Source organism: Tabrizicola sp., from assembly GCF_041919135.1.
Classification (GTDB): Bacteria; Pseudomonadota; Alphaproteobacteria; order Rhodobacterales; family Rhodobacteraceae; genus Tabrizicola.
The window spans coordinates 170,037-189,907 of record NZ_JAYRUJ010000002.1 but is presented as its reverse complement, the minus strand read 5'-3'; the positions used below and the strand labels follow the sequence as shown (position 1 = coordinate 189,907).

Annotated in this window: 20 protein-coding genes and 1 tRNA gene; 8 read left to right on the top strand and 13 right to left on the bottom strand. The window is 68.0% G+C overall.

Annotation, left to right across the window (positions count from 1 at the left end; genetic code table 11):
- Positions 1-187 precede the first annotated feature (187 nt).
- The 5 genes from ACE3UA_RS02850 to ACE3UA_RS02830 form a co-directional block, all read right to left on the bottom strand.
- Positions 188-844: an OmpA family protein gene (locus ACE3UA_RS02850; protein ID WP_374642302.1), complete on the bottom strand. Its 657-nt coding sequence runs from the start codon at positions 842-844 to the stop codon at positions 188-190.
- 4 nt (positions 845-848) lie between these two features.
- Positions 849-2,240: a type II and III secretion system protein family protein gene (locus ACE3UA_RS02845; protein ID WP_374642300.1), complete on the bottom strand. Its 1,392-nt coding sequence runs from the start codon at positions 2,238-2,240 to the stop codon at positions 849-851.
- Positions 2,241-2,448: 208 nt separating this feature from the next.
- Positions 2,449-3,297 carry a Flp pilus assembly protein CpaB gene (gene cpaB, locus ACE3UA_RS02840; protein WP_374642298.1) on the bottom strand — a complete coding sequence of 283 codons (849 nt, stop codon included), beginning with the start codon at positions 3,295-3,297 and terminating at the stop codon, positions 2,449-2,451.
- Positions 3,298-3,409: 112 nt separating this feature from the next.
- A complete protein-coding gene (locus ACE3UA_RS02835) occupies positions 3,410-3,607 on the bottom strand; it encodes a Flp family type IVb pilin (RefSeq protein WP_374642296.1) in 198 nt (65 codons plus the stop codon).
- 205 nt (positions 3,608-3,812) lie between these two features.
- Positions 3,813-4,007: a hypothetical protein gene (locus ACE3UA_RS02830; RefSeq protein WP_374642294.1), complete on the bottom strand. Its 195-nt coding sequence runs from the start codon at positions 4,005-4,007 to the stop codon at positions 3,813-3,815.
- 353 nt (positions 4,008-4,360) lie between these two features.
- Between ACE3UA_RS02830 and ACE3UA_RS02825 the strand changes: the two genes are divergently transcribed.
- Positions 4,361-5,212, top strand: coding sequence for a lytic transglycosylase domain-containing protein (locus ACE3UA_RS02825; RefSeq protein WP_374642395.1), 852 nt, complete (start codon positions 4,361-4,363; stop codon positions 5,210-5,212).
- On the opposite strand, the gene ACE3UA_RS02820 is transcribed toward ACE3UA_RS02825, so the two are convergent.
- The 3 genes from ACE3UA_RS02820 to ACE3UA_RS02810 are packed head-to-tail and all read right to left on the bottom strand — an operon-like array spanning position 5,209 to position 6,834.
- The gene (locus ACE3UA_RS02820; RefSeq protein WP_374642292.1) at positions 5,209-5,499 is read right to left on the bottom strand and encodes a GNAT family N-acetyltransferase; all 291 of its coding nucleotides are present in this window, start codon (positions 5,497-5,499) and stop codon (positions 5,209-5,211) included. The two genes, ACE3UA_RS02825 and ACE3UA_RS02820, sit on opposite strands and share 4 nt — an antisense overlap.
- Positions 5,489-6,130, bottom strand: coding sequence for a 3-oxoacid CoA-transferase subunit B (locus ACE3UA_RS02815; protein ID WP_374642290.1), 642 nt, complete (start codon positions 6,128-6,130; stop codon positions 5,489-5,491). Before ACE3UA_RS02815 ends, ACE3UA_RS02820 begins: the two co-directional genes overlap by 11 nt.
- Entirely contained in the window at positions 6,130-6,834 is a 705-nt protein-coding gene (locus ACE3UA_RS02810; protein WP_374642288.1) for a CoA transferase subunit A, read from the bottom strand. The genes ACE3UA_RS02815 and ACE3UA_RS02810 overlap by 1 nt, the downstream gene beginning before the upstream one ends.
- Before the next feature lie 117 nt (positions 6,835-6,951).
- Here ACE3UA_RS02810 and ACE3UA_RS02805 point away from each other — a divergent pair, with 117 nt between their 5' ends.
- Positions 6,952-7,500, top strand: coding sequence for a LuxR C-terminal-related transcriptional regulator (locus ACE3UA_RS02805; protein WP_374642286.1), 549 nt, complete (start codon positions 6,952-6,954; stop codon positions 7,498-7,500).
- A 141-nt stretch (positions 7,501-7,641) separates the two neighbouring features.
- Positions 7,642-7,727 (top strand) — tRNA-Leu (locus ACE3UA_RS02800).
- Between the two features lie 19 nt (positions 7,728-7,746).
- Here the strand turns inward: ACE3UA_RS02800 and ACE3UA_RS02795 are convergent.
- Positions 7,747-8,655 (bottom strand): LysR substrate-binding domain-containing protein, encoded by a 909-nt coding sequence (locus ACE3UA_RS02795; protein WP_374642284.1) that lies wholly within the window; start codon positions 8,653-8,655, stop codon positions 7,747-7,749.
- A gap of 93 nt (positions 8,656-8,748) precedes the next feature.
- On the opposite strand from ACE3UA_RS02795, the gene ACE3UA_RS02790 reads away from it, so the two are divergent.
- Both ACE3UA_RS02790 and ACE3UA_RS02785 read left to right on the top strand, forming a co-directional pair.
- A complete protein-coding gene (locus tag ACE3UA_RS02790; protein WP_374642282.1) occupies positions 8,749-10,320 on the top strand; it encodes a trimethylamine methyltransferase family protein in 1,572 nt (523 codons plus the stop codon).
- 137 nt (positions 10,321-10,457) lie between these two features.
- Entirely contained in the window at positions 10,458-11,441 is a 984-nt protein-coding gene (locus ACE3UA_RS02785; RefSeq protein ID WP_374642280.1) for a GlxA family transcriptional regulator, read from the top strand.
- 64 nt (positions 11,442-11,505) lie between these two features.
- On the opposite strand, the gene ACE3UA_RS02780 is transcribed toward ACE3UA_RS02785, so the two are convergent.
- Complete coding sequence (locus ACE3UA_RS02780; protein WP_374642278.1) at positions 11,506-11,967, bottom strand: Lrp/AsnC family transcriptional regulator; 462 nt, start codon at positions 11,965-11,967, stop codon at positions 11,506-11,508.
- Between the two features lie 104 nt (positions 11,968-12,071).
- Here ACE3UA_RS02780 and putA point away from each other — a divergent pair, with 104 nt between their 5' ends.
- Both putA and ACE3UA_RS02770 read left to right on the top strand, forming a co-directional pair.
- Positions 12,072-15,521 (top strand): bifunctional proline dehydrogenase/L-glutamate gamma-semialdehyde dehydrogenase PutA, encoded by a 3,450-nt coding sequence (putA, locus tag ACE3UA_RS02775; protein ID WP_374642276.1) that lies wholly within the window; start codon positions 12,072-12,074, stop codon positions 15,519-15,521.
- 30 nt (positions 15,522-15,551) lie between these two features.
- Positions 15,552-16,298: a rhomboid family intramembrane serine protease gene (locus ACE3UA_RS02770; protein ID WP_374642274.1), complete on the top strand. Its 747-nt coding sequence runs from the start codon at positions 15,552-15,554 to the stop codon at positions 16,296-16,298.
- Positions 16,299-16,367: 69 nt separating this feature from the next.
- On the opposite strand, the gene ACE3UA_RS02765 is transcribed toward ACE3UA_RS02770, so the two are convergent.
- From ACE3UA_RS02765 to ACE3UA_RS02755, 3 genes are all read right to left on the bottom strand, one after another.
- On the bottom strand, positions 16,368-17,153 hold the full coding sequence (locus tag ACE3UA_RS02765; RefSeq protein WP_374642272.1) for an inositol monophosphatase family protein: 786 nt from the start codon (positions 17,151-17,153) through the stop codon (positions 16,368-16,370).
- A 69-nt stretch (positions 17,154-17,222) separates the two neighbouring features.
- Positions 17,223-17,912: a DUF1194 domain-containing protein gene (locus ACE3UA_RS02760; RefSeq protein WP_374642270.1), complete on the bottom strand. Its 690-nt coding sequence runs from the start codon at positions 17,910-17,912 to the stop codon at positions 17,223-17,225.
- 51 nt (positions 17,913-17,963) lie between these two features.
- A complete protein-coding gene (locus ACE3UA_RS02755; protein WP_374642268.1) occupies positions 17,964-18,872 on the bottom strand; it encodes a LysR family transcriptional regulator in 909 nt (302 codons plus the stop codon).
- Positions 18,873-18,957: 85 nt separating this feature from the next.
- On the opposite strand from ACE3UA_RS02755, the gene metF reads away from it, so the two are divergent.
- Entirely contained in the window at positions 18,958-19,824 is an 867-nt protein-coding gene (metF, locus tag ACE3UA_RS02750; protein ID WP_374642266.1) for a methylenetetrahydrofolate reductase [NAD(P)H], read from the top strand.
- Positions 19,825-19,871 lie beyond the last annotated feature (47 nt).

Sequence of the window (19,871 nt, the reverse complement as noted above, 5' to 3'; positions counted from 1 at the left end):
TCGCAGCATGACGGGAAGCGACAACGACCATTTAACGGAACGGCCCGCACTTTTCTTACATGGGCGACCTTGGTCAGGAATGGTGGCGATATTGGGGCCAAAAATGCCTGATTCTGCGGTTTCACCACGAACCGGAAACGAAAAGGCCGGGCAGGTGCCCGGCCTTCGCGCAAGGGGATGTCCCGCCTCAGCCCCCCGGCGCAATCGTGGTGGTTTCGGCCGCCTTGCCGCCCGGCACCGCGCTGGCGACGTATTCGCGCCAGATGATCGCGGCGTATTTGCCGTTCAGCACCAGGGGATGCGACTCGACGAAGCCCGAGACCTCGGTGACGGTGCGGCGGTTGCGCTCCTCGGGCTGGTTGGTCTGCACGATCGGGCGCGTCTTGCCGTAGCTGACCACCGCCTCGAGACGGGACCGGGAAATCCCCTGGGCGGTGAGATAGGCCACGGCGGCCTGGGCCCGGCGCAGGCCGAGGCGCTGGTTGTAGGCGGCCGAGCCGACGAGATCGGTATGGCCGTAGACCCGGAAGCGGACCTCGGGGAACTGGCGGATGAAATGCGCCTGCTTGCGCAGGATCGCCTTGGCCTCTTCATCCAGCGTCGAGCTGTCGAAGGCGAAGTTGATCGTGTCCGGCACCTCGGCATTGAAACGCTCGGCCAGGGCCACGGTATAGCTGATCTGTCCGGTCTGGATCAGCGTGTTGTTCATCGTGGCATTGCCGAACTGGCCCTCGTCCAGCTGGGCGCCTGCTTCGCTGTCGAAGCTGTTGGTGTATTCGGCCCCGCAGGCGGTCAGTGCGAGGAGTGCTGTGGCGGCAAGCAGCCGGGGAAACATGGCGGTCATCGTCTTACTCCATCACATAGCCGTAGGAGGTGGAGAAGTCCTGACGGGCAACCTCGCCCACAGCACCGCTGTTCGCCGATTCGGCCACCGAGCCGAGCAGGAACAGCTCCCGCTCGGTCGGGATCCGGATCCGGTCGGTCGGCAGGGCCAGCGCCTCGCCCGAGACCGGGGTCACCAGATGCGGCGTGACGATGACGACGAGTTCGGTCTGCGCCCGCTGGTATTCCGAGCTGCGGAACAGCGCGCCCAGGACCGGAATGTCGCCGACCCAGGGCAGCTGCGAGTTGGCGTCGCGGAAATCGTCCTGCAGGAGGCCCGCGATGGCGAAGCTTTGCCCGTCGCGCATCTCGACCGTGGTCGAGGTCCGGCGGGTGCGGAAGGCCGGGATCACCGTGTCGTTGCCGGTGGAGATGCCGTTCGCGGTGTCGATCGAGGAGACGGCCGCGTTGATCGTCAGGTTGATGATGTCGCCATCGACGACCACCGGCACGAAGTTCATCTCGACGCCGAAGGGGCGGTATTCGATGGTGATGCCACCGGAATCGGATTCGCCGGGCACCGGATATTCGCCGCCGGCAAGGAACTTGGCTTCCTGGCCCGACAGCGCGGTCAGGTTCGGCTCGGCCAGGGTGCGGACCATGCCCTTGGCTTCCAGCGCCTCGATCAGGACGCCGAATTCAAGGCCGCCGATCGTGCCGCCGCCCTGGATGCCGCCGGCGATGCCGGGGCGATAGGTGAAGTTGCCTCCGTTCACGCCGCTGCCGAGCAGGGTGCCGGTCTCGCCGCCGAGGCGGCCACCGTCGCCGAAGGTCAGCGAGGAGGAGAGGTTCTTGGTGACGGTGCGGTTCATCTCGGCGAAGCGGACCTTCAGCATCACCTGCTGCGTGCCGCCCACCACCATCAGGTTCGACACCCGGTCGGGGGCATAGCGGTTGGCCAGGTCGAGCGCGCGGTCGAGCTTGGCGGTCGAGGAGACGGTGCCGGACAGCACGATGCCGTCGTTGGCGGTCCGCACCTCGATCCGTTCGCCCGGCAGGATCTGCTGCAGGCGCTCCTTGAACTCGGCCACGTCGGGCGTGACCTGCACGTCCACGTTCGAGATCAGCTGGCCCTCGGGCGACAGAAGCGTGAGCGTCGTCCGCCCCGGCGCCTTGCCGAGGACGTAGATCGAGCGGTCGGACAAGGTGGAAATATCGGCAATGCCCGGGTTCGCGATCGAGAGTTCCCCGAAGGGGACGTCGCTTTCGACGACGACAGCGCGGTTCATCGGAACGGCGAGGACGTCGGAGGCCTGGCCCTGCATGACGCGCAAGACCTCGGCATTGACCGGAGTCAGCGCCGTGGATGCCGCAAGCACCCCCAGGTAGCCCGCAATAACGAGTCGTTTCATGTTCATGTGATCTGCCCTTTCGACCACGCCTCGGTTGGGTCTTTTACTGCCCTTGATGGCGACACGATGCCGGAGGGGTCGATTTTTTGCAAGAATCAAGTGGTTGGATGGTTTTCTTGATGTGGATAAACTGCAACACGCGCAAGTTCTTGGAAAAGCAAAGGGGCGCGGCCCCATATGATGTGGCCGCGCCCCTGACGAAATCGAGCGGAAATCAGTCGGTGCAGGGGATCACGGTCTCGATCAACTCGCCGCCCTTGCGCGACTTGATGGTGCAGACCCGCTCGGCCTCGGGGGCGGGGGCGGCCTCCTCCTCGACGATGCCGAGCATGGATCTGGTGTTGACCTCGACCTGGCCTTCGATCACCGCGGCATTGGCGCCGACCAGCGAAAGCGACAGCTTGCCCGAGCTTTGCGCCTGGGTCAGGCGCGCGACCTGTTCGGGGCTGACGGCGACCGTCACCGACCTTGCGACCGTGTTGCCGGTCATCTGGCCTTCGTCGATCTTGCTGTCGACCGCGATGATCTGCACCGAATTCTCGATCAGCCGGGTGACCTCGCCGTCGGTGCCGCGCACGCTGCCGGTCCAGTAGATATCGACGAAATCGTCTGGCTTGACGAAGGCCGAGACGCCCGAGGCCACGCCGACGCGGATCGCAAAGGCGCGCTGGCCGGGTTGCAGCTTGGCGGTGAGGTTGGCGAGTTGCCCCGGTTCGGTCAGGCGCGAGGCGAGGACCGGCTCGAATGGCTCGGTCGGGCGCATGATGTAGCGCGGGCCGGGGGCATTTTCGGGGAAGAGGGCGGCCTTGTCGCGGAAGATCGTCGGCGGCAGGGCCTTCTCGGGCCAGTAGATCAGCTGGACGTCCGCTTCGGTAAGGGCGTCACCGTATTTCAGCGGCTTGGTGAAAACGAAGACCTCGACCAGCTTGCCGGCCTTGGCGTTGAATTCGCGCTCTTTCTGCAAGAGCGCCTCGGTCCGGGCCATGTGCTGCTGGATCAGGTAGACGGCGGCCCCCGCCAGCGCCATGCCGACGATAAGGACCAGTCCGAAAATCGCGCGCATTCGCATCCCCTTCGTGGGCTTGGGAAAAGTGTCTGGACGGTGATTCTAAAGTGAAAGGGGCGCCCCATCAAGCTGATGGAAGGGCGCCCCCGATGCGGTCTGGCCGGATCCGTCAGCGGTTCGCGGCCTCTTCCAGGTTGTCGCCGGCGACGCCGACCTGATCGCCGATCAGCACGGCCATGTCGCCGACGGCGCGGACGATCGGCGGCATCACCACGATCCCCAGGATCACCACGCCCGAGGTGAGGACGACCCAGTCGACCGTCACCGCCCCGCTTTCGTCGCGCAGAAAACGCTTGAACCGCGTCATGTCACACTCCCGAACCTGCGGCCGGGATCCCCCGCGCCCTTGGGATTATCCTTGCGGTGGAATAAGGCGAAACTTCAGCAGACTTTGGACAATTCGGCGTTTTGTGGGGGCAAACCGCCTTGTCTGTGGTCGGGTCGGCGGAATCGACAAGGGCCACGCTTCTGTTGGAAGCGTGGCCCGACGGTCAGAAGATGAGGGAGTGGCCTCAGTTGCCCGCGTCGATCATCGTCGAGCCAGCTTTGGTGACTTCGCTGCCGATGTCCGAGGCCAGCTGCGAAACGGCCGGAGCGACGAAGTTGAAGACGACGAGGCCGAGGGTCACGACGGCGGCGGTCAGGACGACCCAGTCAACGGTCACGGCGCCGGTTTCGTCGTTCAGGAAAGCGGTGAACTTGGTCATGATCTTGTCCCTTTCGAGGTGTTGCACTGTTACTTACAACCGCTTCGGGGGTGGCTCTCTGTCCGGGTGTCCCGCTCGGTATGGCCTTATAAAGCCCCTCAATCGTGGCAGCAGTTGGGAGGGAGGCCGAAGTTTTCGCGCCATTTCCGGGAAATGAGCGAAAGAGCCGCAAGCTATTGAAAAAGCATGAAACATTTCTTTATCAGAGGTTAATGCCGGACGCCTGGACCGTGCTTTTCGGGTCGAATTTGGCGGAAATGCCATGATTGTAGCCCAAAATCGCTGGCCGAACCCCTGCGAAACTGCGATTCCTTGTGGCAATGACAACGAGGCGAGCAGGCCCGATCATGGACATGACCTTCCGGACGGTCGCAGCGATTCTCTGCGTCCTTCTGCCCTGCACGGCGGCGGCAGAGGAGCATACGTTCAAGCGCATCAAGGTGGGCGAAAGCCAGCCCGGCAAGCGCATCACCGTGCAGATCGACCCCGAGGAGCAGGCGCGCTACCTGGCCGCGCTGCCGAAGGTCGATCCGCATCCCAAACCCTCGCCGGACCTGCCGCCGGTCGGGGCCGACAGGCCCGAGGGCGAGGCGGCGCCGGCCCCTGCCTCCTCATATGCCTGGTTCTGGGACAAGGTGCCGCCGGGCCTGAGCGAGGCGAGCGGCCGCTTCGACCTGGCGCTGGCGGCGCTGGCCCAGGGGCCGGATGGCACGGTGGTGGGCGCGCCGCGGATGCAGCATCTGCAGTCGGTCGCCGACCGCTATGGCAAGGACATCCTGCGCGCCACGCTGGACACGAGGGTCTCGCCGGCGCTGGTGCTGGCGGTGATCGGGATCGAGAGCGCGGGGCGGACGGATGCGGTCAGCCATGCCGGGGCCGTCGGGCTGATGCAGCTGATCCCGGCGACGGCGGAACGGTTCGGTGTCAGCGACAGCACCGATCCGGTGCAGAACATCGCGGGCGGGGTCGCCTACCTGGATTGGCTGCTGCGCGAGTTCGACAATGACCCGCTGATGGTGCTGGCCGCCTATAACGCGGGCGAGGGCGCGGTCCGGGCCAACCAGGGCGTGCCGCCCTATGCCGAGACGCGGGATTACGTGCCGAAGGTGCTGGCCGCCTGGCAGGTGGCGCAGGGCCTCTGCCTGACGCCGCCCGAGCTGGTGACCGATCCCTGCATCTTCCGGGTGATGACGGCCGGCGGTTAGCCGAAGACGTCTGCCCACTCGGGATGTTTCCTGCGCGTCGCGTTCACGAAGGGGCAGAGGGGGACGACCTTGAAGCCGTCCTTGCGCGCCGCGGCCACCAGCGCCTCGACCAGGGCGAGGCCCGCGCCGGTGCCCCGAAAGCTGTCCGGCACGGCGGTGTGGTCGGCGATGATCAGGCCGGGCGTCGTCACCGAATAGGTGAGTTCGGCCTCCTCCGCTCCGCGACGGATCACGAAGCGACCCTTGGTCGCCCCGTGTTCGCGCACGACCTGATGATCAGTCGACAATGGTCGCCTCCGTCGCGGCGCGGAGTTCTGCTTCCGTCACTCCGGGGGCGAGTTCCACGATGTGCAGGCCCTTGTGGCCGACGTCGAGGACGCCGAGGTTGGTGATGATCCGGTCGACCACGCCCTTGCCGGTGAGGGGCAGGGTGCAGGCCTTCAGCACCTTCGACTCGCCGTGCTTTGAGGTGTGGTCCATCACGACGACCACGCGGCCCACGCCCGCCACCAGGTCCATCGCCCCGCCCATGCCCTTGACCAGCTTGCCGGGGATCATCCAGTTCGCAAGGTCGCCATTCTCGGCCACTTCCATGGCCCCCAGGATCGCCATCGCGATCTTGCCGCCGCGGATCATCGCGAAGGAGGTGGCGCTGTCGAAATAGGCGGTCTGCGGCAGTTCGGTGATGGTCTGCTTGCCCGCGTTGATCAGGTCGGGGTCTTCCTCGCCCTCATAGGGGAAGGGGCCCATGCCGAGCATGCCGTTTTCCGATTGCAGGGTCACGTTCACGCCCTGGGGGATGTAGTTCGCCACCAGCGTCGGGATGCCGATGCCCAGGTTCACATACATCCCGTCGCGCAACTCCTGCGCCGCGCGGGCGGCCATGCCGTTGCGGTCCCAGCCTTTTGCCTCGCTCATCACACCGCCTCCTTCTTGCGCACGGTGCGTTGTTCGATCCGCTTCTCGTGCTGCCCGGCGATGATCCGGTGGACATAGATCCCCGGCAGGTGGATGCTGTCGGGGTTCAGCGAGCCGAGCGGCACGATTTCCTCGACCTCGACCACGCAGGTCTTGCCGCAGGTGGCGGCGGGGACGTTGAAGTTGCGGGCGGTCTTGCGGAAGACGAGGTTGCCGCTCGGGTCCGCCTTCCAGGCCTTGACGATCGACAGGTCGGCGACGATGCCGCGTTCCAGGATATAGGTCTTGCCGTCGAACTCGTGGTGTTCCTTGCCCTCGGCGATCACGGTGCCGACGCCGGTCGCGGTGTAGAAGCCGGGGATGCCCGCACCGCCCGCCCGCATCCGCTCGGCCAGCGTGCCCTGCGGGTTGAATTCCAGCTCCAGCTCTCCCGAAAGATACTGGCGCATGAATTCCGCGTTCTCGCCGACATAGGACGAGATCATCTTCTTGACCTGCCGCGTTTCCAGCAGGACGCCCAGGCCGAAGCCATCGACGCCCGCGTTGTTCGACGCGACGGTCAGGCCCTTGACGCCCGACTCGCGGATCGCCGCGATCAGCAGCTCCGGGATGCCGCAGAGGCCGAAGCCCCCGGCGGCGATCAGCATGCCGTCGTGCAGCACGCCCTTCAGCGCCTCGGCGGCGCTTGGGTAAACCTTGTTCATCCTTGTTCTCCCCGCCCGGACCCGCCTGTCGGGGCCCGGGGATGGACCGGACTGTGAAAGATTGCATCCCGGCCTGCCATCCGTAAGAATACGTAGATGCCTACGTAGATCGCCCGGATGGATTACGACCGCCTCGCCTTTCGCCATGCCCCGGATGCCACGCTGATCCTGGCGGACCGGGTGGTCCTGCGCGCCAGCCTGCGGGTCGAGGCGGTGTTCGGCTGGCGGCCGGCAGAGCTGGAGGGCCAGTCGATCCGCCTGCTTTACCCCGGCCAGACCGATTACGAGGTGATCGGCGAACGCGCCCGCAAGGCGATGCTGGCGGCCGAGGTCTATCGCGACGAGCGGTTCATGCGGCGCAAGGACGGGCAGGTGGTCTGGATGGAGGGGCGGGGCACGGCGCTGGACCGCGAGGATCCGCAGCGGCTGGCGGTCTGGACCTACCGCCCGCTGGAGGGCGAGGGGCCGGCGGGCACGCTGACGCCGATGGAACGGCGGATCGCGCGCTATCTGGTGAACGGCTTCACCTCGAAGGAAATCGCGCTGGCCCTGGGATCCTCGCCCCGGACGGTCGAGGTGCACCGGGCGAACATGGTGCGCAAGATGCAGGTCAGGAACAGTTTCGAGCTGGTGAGCCGGTTGCTGGCGGCCCCTGCGGTGGAGTGATCGCGGATGGCTGCCCGCCCGCGACTGCGCCACTCCTCGGCGGGCGGGCAGGCCGAGGAGGAGACGAAGTCGAACGAGGAGGGTCCGGCGGCAGGAAGGCGGTGGCGTTGCGTTGCGAAATCCGTATGGTGCCGCCACGGGGCCCGCGTGGTGGAACGGTAGACACAGGGGACTTAAAATCCCTCGGCTGCAAGGCCATGCCGGTTCGAATCCGGCCGCGGGCACCAAGGCTCCCCTGCTGCCGGATCAGGCCCCCGGCTGGGCGAGAAGCCAGTCGCGCACCTCTTGCGCGGGGCGGCTGAGGGCGACATCGCGCGGCCAGATGACGTGGAACTGCATCCCCGTGGCCAGCACATGGTCGGTGAGCCGGACCAGGACGCCGCTGTCCACCAGCCCCTCGACCAGATGCCGCCAGCCAAGCGCCACGCCCTGGCCCGCCATGACCGACTGGATCACCAGCACGTAATCGTTGATCTGCAGGCCCCTGGGCACCCGCCGCCCCTCGATGCCCACGGCGGCGAACCAGTCGCGCCAGGTCGCGGCCGAGCGATGGGGTTCTTCCAGGTGGATCAGCGGGTGGCTCAGCAGGTCGGCCGCGGTTTCGGGGCGCGTGCGCCCGGCCAGGTAGCTGGCCGCGCAGACGGGATAGATCTCCTCCGGGGCCAGCGGCTCGGCCTGGTATTGCGGCCAGTCGCCCGGATTGCCGCCGCGCACCGCCAGCGGGATGCCCTCGCCCACCAGGTCGAGGTCGCGGTCGGCCGACTGGATTCGCAGGTCGATATGCGGCAGGTCAGCGCGGAAGCGGGCCATGCGCGGCACCATCCACCAGGCCGCGAAGGCGGTGGAGCAGGCCAGGGTCACATGGCCGCCCGTCGCCACCGCCCGCAGGTTCTGCGCCGAACGCTGGATATGCGACAGGCCGATGGTGACATCGGCATGGAAGCGTTCGCCCGCCTCGCTGAGCCGGACGCGGCGATGCTCGCGCCGGAACAGCGCGGCGCCCAGATGATCCTCCAGCCGCGCGATGGCATAGGAGACCGCCGCCTGGGTCATGCGCAACTCCCGCGCCGCGGCGGTGAAACTGGAAAGCCGCCCCGCCGCCTCGAAGACGACGAGACTGTTGATCGAGGGCAGCAGGCGGCGCAGGTTTTCCATAAGAACAGTTTATCAAGTCGATGAAACTTTTCCAGCGTCACGCAAGGATCGCGCGGGCGTAATTTGCCGGCGGTTTATGCGAAGGGGGCGAGCATGGCAGACGGCGACACCACGGGCCAGGAAGCACGGCGCAGCCGCGGTGGCCGGCAGCAGCGCCGGGACGCGCGTGTCGGCGTCGAGGCGGGTATCCACCGCCCCTATATCGTGCGCGGCATCCCGACCTATGACATCCTGTCCGAGGAAAGCCTGCAGGCGATCGAGGCCACCGCCGACCGCATCCTGGCCGAGATCGGGATCGAGCTGCGCGAGGACCATGAGGCGATGCGGCTTTACAAGGCCGCCGGGGCCGAGGTCACGAGCGAGACCGAGGATGTCTGGCGGATCCGCTTCGCGCCCGGAATGCTGCGCGAGATCCTGAAGACCGCTCCGGCCGAGTTCACCCAGCATGCCCGCAACCCCGCCAACAACGTGCGGATCGGCGGCAAGAACGTGGTCTTCGCGCCCTCCTACGGCAGCCCCTTCGTGATGGACCTCGACAAGGGGCGCCGCTACGGCACGATCGAGGACTTCCGGAACTTCATCAAGCTGGCGCAATCCTCGCCCTGGCTGCACCATTCCGGCGGCACGGTCTGCGAGCCCACAGACGTCCCGGTGAACAAGCGCCACCTGGACATGGTCTATTCCCATATCCGCTATTCCGACCGTGCCTTCCTGGGTTCGATCACCGCGGCCGAACGCGCGGCCGACAGCGTCGAGATGGCGCGGATCGTCTTTGGCGAAGGCTTTGCCGACCAGAACTGCGTGGTGATGGGCAACTTCAACACCACCTCGCCGCTGGTGATCGACGGCGTGACCGCCGCCGGCATCCGCACCTATGCCGAGGCGAACCAGGGTTCGATCCACCTGCCGTTCCTCCTGGGCGGGGCGGTGGCGCCCCTGACCATCGCCGGGATGGTGGCGCAGGGCTTCGCCGAATCGATGGCCTCCTGCGCGCTGACGCAACTGGTGCGGCCCGGCTCTCCGGCGATCCTGGCCTCGTTCTTCTCGTCGATGTCGCTCAAGACCGGCTCGCCCACCTTCGGTATGCCGGAACCCGCCATCGGCTCGCTCGCCATGGGCCAGCTGGCCCGCCGCATCAACCTGCCGCTCCGCTGCGCCGGGAACTTCTCGACCTCCAAGCTGCCCGACGGCCAGGCGATGTGGCAAAGCATGATGTCGATGATGTCGGCGATCCAGGGCGGGGCGAACTATGTCCTGCACTCGGCCGGTTTCCTGGATGGCCTCCTGTCCATGTCCTACGAGAAGGTCGTGATGGACACCGACATCTGCGGCGCGCTGCATGCCTATCTCGACGGCATGGCGGTGAACGAGGACACGCTGGCCTTCGAGGCGCTGAACGAACTCGGGCCCGGCCAGCACCTGTTCTCGACCCAGCACACGCTGCGGCACTATGAGACGGCCTATTGGGACTCGGCGCTGGACGACAACCAGCCCTGGGAGACCTGGGACGAACAGGGCGGCATCGATTATGCCCAGCGGGCCAACACCCGCTGGAAGAAGATCCTGCGCGAGTATGAGGCCCCGGCGCTGGACCAGGGCATCGACGAGGCGCTGCAGGACTTCATGGCCCGCCGCAAGGCCTCGATGGCCGACATGTGGTACTGAGCATCCGACCGACCGCCGCCCCCGAACGCGGGGGCGGTGGCTCCGCGCATCCGAATCCGGCCGACGGGGGAATGCCCGACCGGACCCGGACCTTCGGGCCGCGCGACCAGTCTGCAACCCTGCCGGAACGGTGATCCATGGGGCCGTCGCATTTCGTCTTCCTCCTGCTCGACGGCTTTCCGCATATCTCGCTGTCCTGCGCGATCGAGCCGCTGCGGCTGGCGAACCATGTCGCCGGCGCCGAAATCTATCGCTGGAGCCTTGCCTCGCTTGACGGAGGGGCGGTCACGGCCTCGAACGGCCTGTCGACGCCGGTCGGCCAGGGGTTGATGCAACTCGAACGGCGCGAAAAGCTCCTGATCGTCGCGGGGGACGAGGCGCTGCGCGACCAGGGGGCCGACCTCGGTGCCTGGCTGCGCACCCAGCGCGCCCGGGGCGCGGTCCTGGGCGGGATCTGCTCGGGGGCCTATCCGCTGGCGCGGGCGGGGCTTCTGTCCGGACGCGAGGCCGCGATCCACTGGGCCTATCACGACGCCTTTTCCGAGCGGTTCCCGAACGTCCGCCTGACCAGATCGCTGTATGTGGCGGATGCGCTGCATCCGACCTGCTCGGGCGGCATGGCGACGCTGGACCTTCTGTTGCACATGATCTTTCAGGACCATGGCCGCGACCTGGCGGTGGCGGTGGCCGAGCAACTGGTCTGTTCGGGGATGCGCGACGGCAAGTCGCTGCAACGCTTCTCGGCCCAGTTCCGTCACGGGGTGCGCAACTCGCTTCTGGCCCGTGCCATCGCGCGGATGAACGAGAACATCGAGACGCCGATGCAGGCGCATGAGCTGGCCGAGGAACTGGGAATCTCCTGCCGCCAGCTTGAACGGATCTTCGCCAAGCACCTGGATGTCGCGCCGATGCGCTACTGGCTGGAACTGCGCCTGGGCCGGGCGCGCAACCTGCTCTTGCAGTCCGAGGCCAGCGTCTCGGAGATCGCCGTCGCCTGCGGCTTCTCGTCGATGTCGCATTTCTCCAAGGTGTTCCGCGCCCGCTTCGGCTATTCCCCGGCCAATGAGCGCGCGGTCCGGGCGGCGGCCGAGCCTGCGCCCAGGATCAGGCAAAGCGGTTAGGACAGCGGCAATCCGGCCCTCATGGCGGGGTGCCGGCATGGCCCGGGCAATTGCCCGCCCTGTCTCAGAACACCTCCTTCACCGCTTCCATCGCCACATAGGTCGAGGTCGAGGCGACATGCGGCAGGGCCGAGATCACCTCGCCCAGCACGCGGCGGTAGCTCTGGATATCGGCGGTGCGCACCTTCAGCAGGTAGTCGAAACTGGAGGCCATCATGTGGCACTGCTCGACCTCCGGCACATTCAGCACCGCCCGGTTGAAGGCGGTCAGCGCCGATTCGCGGGTGTCCGACAGCCGCACCTCGACAAAGGCGACATGCGCCTGGCCCATCCTGATCGGGTCCAGGATCGCCCGGTAGCCGGTGATGATCCCCGCTTCCTCCAGCCGTTTCATCCGCGCCTGGGTCGGCGATTTCGACAGGCCGATCCGGCGGGCAAGCTCGACCGCCGGGATCCGGCCGTCGGTCTGCAGGACTCGGAGGATGGCAAGGTCGAAGCGGTCCAGTTCGGCGCGGTCGGTTGGCATCGCATTTTCCATGGTTCGGCGTCCTATCGCCTGCATATCATCCAAGCTTCGGGAAAACAGCCCGGCAGTTTCGGTATATGCTGGGCGAAACGAAAGGTGCCCCCATGCCAAGCCAAACCGCCCCCTCCGCCTGGTCGATCATCCAGACCGGAACCCTGACCGACGAGACCGCGCTGGTGCAGCGCCTGGTGGCCGAGGCCGCGCTGGATGCGCCGGCCCGCGCCGCCATCGTGGCCAGGGGCGCCGATCTGGTGAAGCGCATCCGCGCCAGTTCGAAGCCGGGGCTGATGGAGGTCTTCCTGGCCGAATACGGCCTTTCCACCGACGAGGGCATCGCGCTGATGTGCCTGGCCGAGGCACTGCTGCGCGTGCCCGACGCCGAGACGATGGACGCGCTGATCGAGGACAAGATCGCCCCGTCCGACTGGGGCCGGCACCTGGGCAAGTCGGCCTCGTCGCTGGTCAACGCCTCGACCTGGGCCCTGATGCTGACCGGCAAGGTGCTGGACGACCGCGAGGGCGGCATCGCCGGCGCCTTGCGCGGGGCCGTGCGCCGCCTGGGCGAGCCGGTGATCCGCACCGCCGTTTCCCGCGCGATGAAGGAGATGGGGCGCAACTTCGTCCTGGGCGAGACGATCGACAAGGCGATGAACCGGGCCGAGGAGCTGGAGGCGAAGGGTTACACCTACAGCTACGACATGCTGGGCGAGGCCGCGCGCACCGAAGCCGATGCCCACCGCTATCACCTGGCCTATTCCCGCGCGATCACCGCCATCGCCCGGGCGGCCAAGGGCAACGACATCCGCACCAACCCGGGCATTTCGGTCAAGCTCTCCGCCCTGCACCCGCGTTATGAGGTCGCCAAGCGCGAGCGGGTGATGGAGGAACTGGTCCCCCGCGTCCGGGCGCTGGCCTCGCTGGCCAAGGCGGCGGGCCTTGGCTTCAACATCGACGCCGAGGAAGCGGATCGGCTGGCCCTGTCGCTGGAGGTGATCGAGGCCACGCTCTCGGACCCCGCGCTGAAGGGCTGGGACGGGTTCGGCGTCGTGGTGCAGGCCTATGGCCGCCGCGCGGGGGCGGTGATCGACTGGCTGCACGCCCTGGCCCTGCGGCTGGATCGCAAGATCATGGTGCGCCTCGTGAAGGGCGCCTATTGGGACGCCGAGGTGAAGCGGGCGCAGGTGCTGGGGCTGACCTCCTTCCCGGTCTTCACCCGCAAGCAGTCCACCGACGTCTCCTATATCGCCAATGCGCGGAAGCTCTTGTCGCTGACCGACCGCATCTATCCGCAGTTCGCCACCCATAACGCCCATACCGTCGCCGCGATCCTGCAACTGGCGGGCGCTCAGGGGCTGACGCCGCTGGACTATGAATTCCAGCGCCTGCACGGCATGGGCGAGCGGCTGCACGACATCGTGCTGACCGACAGCGCCACCCGCTGCCGGATCTACGCCCCGGTCGGCGCGCATCGCGACCTGCTGGCCTATCTCGTCCGCCGCCTGCTGGAGAACGGGGCCAACTCCAGCTTCGTCAACCAGATCGTCGACGAGGACGTGCCGCCCGAAACCGTCGCCGCCTGCCCGCTGACGGCGGTGGAGGGGCTGGCGACGATCCCGAACCCGGCGCTGGCGACCGGGCCGGCGCTATTCTCGCCCCGTGCGAATTCGCGCGGCTGGGACCTGACCGACACGGCCGAGCTTCAGGCGCTGGAGGCCGCGCGCAGCGCCTATGCCGAGGCCCCGTTCGACGCCGCGCCGCGTCTGGCGGGCCGGGCGGTGGGCGGGCCGCAGCTCGCGGTCCTGAACCCTGCCACCGGCGCGCTTGTCGGCCATGTCACCACCGCCGGCCTGCCGGATGTGGACACCGCCCTGCGCCTGGCCGAGCCCTGGGCCGCCGCCGCACCGGAACGCGCCGAGGTGCTGAACCGCGCCGCCGACCGGATGGAGGCCGACGCCGGCCGCATCTTCGCGGTCCTCGCGCGCGAGGCGGGCAAGACCCTGCCCGACGCCGTGGCCGAACTGCGCGAGGCGGTGGACTTCCTGCGCTACTACGCCAGCCAGGCCGCGCAGCCGCACCCCGCCCGGGGCGTCTTCGCCTGCATCAGCCCGTGGAACTTTCCGCTGGCGATCTTCTGCGGCCAGATCGGGGCTGCCCTTGCGGCGGGGAACGCCGTCCTGGCGAAACCGGCCGAGCAGACGCCGCTGATCGCGACGCTTGCCGTCGATCACCTCTTGGCGGCGGGCGTGCCGCCGACCGCGCTGCAACTCCTGCCCGGCGACGGGACCGTGGGCGCGGCGCTGACCCGCGACCCGCGCGTCAATGGCGTGGCCTTCACCGGCTCGACCGAGACGGCGCAGGCGATCCGGCGGTCGATGGCCGACCACCTCGACCCCACCGCGCCGCTGATCGCGGAAACCGGCGGGTTGAACGCGATGCTGGTCGATTCCACCGCGCTGCCGGAACAGGCGGTGCGCGATGTCATCGCCTCTTCCTTCCAGTCGGCCGGGCAACGCTGCTCGGCGCTGCGCTGCCTTTATGTGCAGGAGGATGTGGCGGAAAACGTCACCGAGATGCTCTTCGGCGCGATGGAGGATCTGGCGCTGGGCGATCCCTGGGCGCTTGCCACCGACATCGGCCCGGTGATCGACGCCGAGGCGCAGGCGGGTATCCGCGCCTATGTCGACGCGGCGCGGGCCGAGGGCCGGGTGCTGAAGGAACTGGCGGCCCCGGCACAGGGGACCTTCATCGCCCCCACGGTGCTGTCGGTGAACGGGATCCAGGACATGCCGCGCGAGATCTTCGGGCCGGTCCTGCACATCGCCACCTTCAGGGCGCAGGACATCGACAAGGTGATCCAGGCGATCAACGCCACCGGCTACGGCCTGACCTTCGGCCTGCACAGCCGCATCGACGACCGGGTGCAGAGCATCGTCGAGGGGCTGACCGTCGGCAACACCTATGTCAACCGCAACCAGATCGGCGCGGTCGTCGGCTCCCAGCCCTTCGGCGGCGAGGGGCTTTCGGGCACCGGGCCCAAGGCGGGGGGGCCGCACTACCTGGCCCGCTTCACCCTGCCGCCGGTTCCGGCCGCGGAACCGGACGGGGCCACGATGGCGCTGGCCGATGTCGCCCGCGCCCTGGCCGCGCCAGCGCCGGTGGTCGCGCCCCTGGCGCAGGACATGCCGGGGCCGACCGGCGAATCGAACCGGCTGACGCAGGTGCCGCGCCTGCCTGTCCTCTGCCTTGGTCCCGGACGGTCCACGGCGCTGGCGCAGGCCGAAGCGGTGCGCAGGCTGGGCGGCCATGCGGTCGAGGCGCCGGGCCTTGCGCCCGCGGCACTGGCCGACCTGAAGGGCTTTTCCGGCGCGGTCTGGTGGGGCGATGCGGCCGAGGGGCGCGCCTATGCCCGGGCGCTTGCCGGGCGGGCCGGGCCGATCCTGCCCCTGATCGCCGCGCCCGATGCGGGCCATGCGCTGCTGGAGCGGCATCTCTGCATCGACACCACGGCCTCGGGCGGGAACGCCCAGCTTCTGGCCGCCGTCGCCGAGGCTTGACGCCCCTGCGCGGATCGGGAACGCTGCGCCATGTTCCCGATCCGCGACCATAACCCGTCAGGCCAGACGCCCTTTGTCACCCTCGCGCTGATCGCGGTCAACGTGCTGGTCTTCCTGGGATTCTTCCTTGGACGGAATGATTTCCAGTTGCAGGAGCTCTTCTTCCAATGGGGGCTGGTCCCGGCCCGGATCATGGCGGGCCACAGCTACGAGACCGTCGTGACCTCGATGTTCCTGCATGCGGGCTGGCTGCATCTGGCGGGGAACATGCTGTTCCTGTGGATCTTCGGCGACAATCTGGAAGAGGAGATGGGGCATTTCGGCTTCCTCCTCTTCTATCTTGCCGCCGGGCTGGCGGCGGCGGGGTTGCAGACGCTGGCCGACACCGGCTCGCGCCTGCCGATGGTCGGGGCCTCGGGCGCGATCGCGGGGGTGATGGGGGGCTATCTGCTGCTGTTTCCCCGGGCGAAGGTCGATGTGCTGTTCATCTTCCTGATCTTCTTCCGCATCTTCGCGGTCCCGGCCTGGATCGTGCTGGGCCTGTGGTTCGGCATCCAGATCTTCGCGGGCCTCAGCACCCCCAGCGATGCCGGAGGGGTCGCCTACTGGGCCCATGCGGGCGGGTTCGTCGCCGGGCTGGTCCTGACCCTGCCGGCCTGGTTGCGGCGTGGGGCAGGGGACTACTGGCAGGCGACGCGGGGCCGCCCGCCGCATCCGGCCTCTGACTTCGAGGCCGCGCGGTCGAACATCCCGCTGGTGCCGAGACGGCGGAAATAGGAACCAAGATCCTTGAGGAAGGATTTTGACAAGTTTCTTCCTCAAGAAATTTGGGTCCCGGCGGACCTGTCAGCCCCGGAGAACCTTGGCGAAACCGTCGAACAGCCCGTCATTCGCCGCGATCAATGCGCCGTCCAGCGGATCGCTGCCCTCGCGCAGGCCCTGCACCATGCCGCCCGCCTCCTTGACGAGGAGGATGCCCGCCGCCACGTCCCAGGCGGAAAGCTCGCGCTCCCAATAGCCGTCGAAGCGGCCGGCGGCGACGAAGGCCAGGTCAAGCGAGGCCGCGCCCCAGCGCCGCACGCCGGCGCAGGCCGGCATCAGGCGGCCGAGATCCTTCAGCATCGCGGGCAGCGTCGACTTCGCGCCGAAGGGCACGCCGGTGGCAAAGACCGCCTCATGCATCGCGCGCCGGGCCGAGACGCGCAGGCGGCGGTTGTCGTTCAGCCAGGCGCCCGCGCCCTTTTCCGCCCAGAACATCTCGTCCTTGGCCGGATCGTAGACCACGGCCGAGACGATCTCGCCCTTGTGTTCCAGCGCGATCGAGATGGCCCAGTGCGGCATCCCGTGCAGGAAGTTCGTGGTCCCGTCCAGGGGATCGACGATCCAGCGCCGGGTCGGGTCGGCCCCGGCGGCGGCGCCGGTCTCCTCGCCCAGCCAGCCATAGGTCGGGCGGCCGCCAAGGAGTTCCTCCTTGATCAGCCGCTCGGCCTCGCGGTCGGCTTTCGTGACGAAATCGCCCGGCCCCTTGGCCGAGACCTGCAGGTTCTCGACCTCGCGGAAGTCCTTCACCAGGCTGCGCCCCGCCTTGCGCGCCGCCTTGATCATCAGGTTGAGGTTGGCCGAGCCCTGCATCATCCGCTCCACGTCGTTCAGGCCCGGGGCTATAGCGGTTCGGGGCAAGGAAAGAAAGGGGGCGGGCCATCAGCTTCGGGTGCGGGGACGGGGCAGCAGGCCGATCTGCGGCCCTTCGAGTTCCCGCAGGAGCTTGCGGCGAATTGCCTGCGGATAGTCGGCCTGCCGGGGGGCGACCTCGACAAAGGCGCCGGGGCCGCGGATCACCTCGTCGTGGAAATAGCGGGTCAGGTCCAGTTCGTGCTCGCCGATGGCCAGCGCGTTGACGGTGATGCCCTCGAACGGATCGCGCTCATAGACGCTGGCGACCGGCAGGCCCTGGTTGCTGCGCCCGTCGCCCGCCACGTCCAGCACCCGGCGCGCGCAGGGCGGGGCGGCGGTCATCAGTCCCGCGCCATAGCGCAAGGCCTCACCCAGCGCGGTGGCCTGCCGCCGTTCGGGCCGTGCCGCCCGGCGGATCGCCCGGACCGCCGCGTCCAGCGCCTCGGGCGTTTCCAGCAGGACCCAGGGCTGGACCAGGCCCTGATGCGCCGGGCCGCTCCACTGGTAGACGGACAGCGCCACGGTCCCCTCGGGGCCGAAGATCGCGGCGCGGACCTCGGCATCCTCCAGCGCCGCGGCCAGGCCCTCGGTCTGGATCGCATAGTCCGCGGCGTCGATCGACCGCGAGACATCGACCGCCAGCGCAAGCGCCAGGCGGCAGTCCCCCAGCGCCGGGGCGGCAGAGAGAAGCAGGGGCAGGAGGAGACAGATCCGCATGGCGCCCTCCGCCGGACAGTCTAGACCGGAAGGGCCATCCGGCAAAGCGCCCTAGAGACCGCGTTGCAGCTTCACCGGCTCGCTGCGGGCGAGGCGGAGGAAATGGGCCATGTAGGGCTTGGCCACATCCTTGTCCCGCGTCGCGGCATACATGCGCTTGGTCACCGGACCGGGGCCGAGCGGGCGGGTGACGTAATCGGCATTGGCCTTGACCTCGCGCATCACCCAGTCGGGCAGCACCGCCACCCCCCGGTTCGAGCCGACCAGCATCAGGATCACCGCCGTCAGCTCCGCCGTCCGCTGTGCCCGGGGTTCGACCTTGGCCGGAGTCAGGACCTCGGAGAAGATGTCCAGCTTGTCGCGGCCGACGGGATAGGTGATCAGCACCTGGTCGCGGAAATCCCCGGCGGTGATGAACGGCTTTTCGGCCAGCGGGTTCTGGGACGAGGCGACGAAGGTCGGGTGATAGTCGAAGAGCGGGTTGAACACGATCCCCGGCGGCGGCTCCCGGTCCGAGGAGATCACCAGGTCCACGTCCTCGCGGTTCAGGGCGGGCAGGGCCTCGAAGGCGAGGCCGGCCTTGATGTCCACGTCGATCTCGGGCCAGGCGTGGCGGAACAGTTCCAGCACCGGAAACAGCCAGTCGAAACAGGCGTGGCATTCGATGGCGATGTGCAGCCGTCCCGTCCGTCCGGCGCGCAGCGCGCGGAACTCCTCCTCCATCGCGTCGATCTCGGGCAGGATCCGCTCGGCCGCGCGCAGCATCCGGTGCCCGGCTGCCGAGAGGCGCATGGGTTTCGAGCGGCGGACGAAAAGCTCCATCCCCGCCTGGTCCTCCAGCCCCTTCACCTGATGGCTGAGCGCCGATTGCGTCATGTTCAGCATCTCGGCCGCCCGGGCAAGGCCCCCGGCCTGCTGGATCGCGCGGATCGTCCGCAGGTGGCGCAGCTCGACGTACATGAGCGATCCTCATCAAGAAGGTGAAAACTATGAATTGGTCTCACATCGGAGAACCTGCCACAAGGGGCCATCGAAGGAGAGCATCATGCCCGCACCCCGCATCAGTTTCGAATTCTTCCCGCCGCAGTCGCTGGACGCCTCGTTCCGCCTGTGGGAGACGGTGCAGGCCCTGGCGCCGATGCAGCCGTCCTTCGTCTCGGTGACCTATGGCGCTGGCGGCACCACCCGGACGCTGACGCATGAGGCGGTCTCGACCATCCACCGCAACTACGGCCTGCCGGTCGCCGCGCATCTGACCTGCGTCGATGCCACCCGGACCGAGACCCTGGCCATTGCCGAGGCCTATGCCGCCGCCGGGGTGACCGAGATCGTGGCGCTGCGCGGCGATGCGCCGAAAGGGGCCGCGCGTTTCGTGCCGCATCCGCTGGGCTTCGCCAATTCGGTCGAACTGGTCGAAACGCTGGCCCGCACCGGCAAGTTCAGGATCCGCGTCGGCGCCTATCCCGAGCCGCATCCCGACGCCGCCGACAGCCGCGCCGACGTGACCTGGCTCAAGCGCAAGATCGACGCCGGGGCCTCCAGCGCCATCACCCAGTTCTTCTTCGAGGCCGACACCTTCTTCCGCTTCCGCGATGCCTGCGTGAAGGCCGGGATCGACGCGCCGATCATCCCCGGCATCCTGCCGATCACCAGCTGGCAGGGCGTGAAGAACTTTGCCCGCCGCTGTGGGGCGCAGGTGCCGGCGAAGCTGGACGAGGCCTTCGCCACCGCCGCCCGCGACGGGCGCGAGGACCTGCTGGCGCTGACGCACTGCACCCAGCTTTGCGACAAGCTGCTGCAGGGAGGGGTCGAGGATCTGCATTTCTACACCCTGAACCGGCCGCAGCTGACGCGCGAGGTCGTGCGCGCCCTGGGCATCACGCCCGAGGTCGTGCTGGAGAAGGTAGCCTGAAACCTGCCCTTCCGGGCGAACGATGTCTCCCTGGGCGGCTTTCCGAC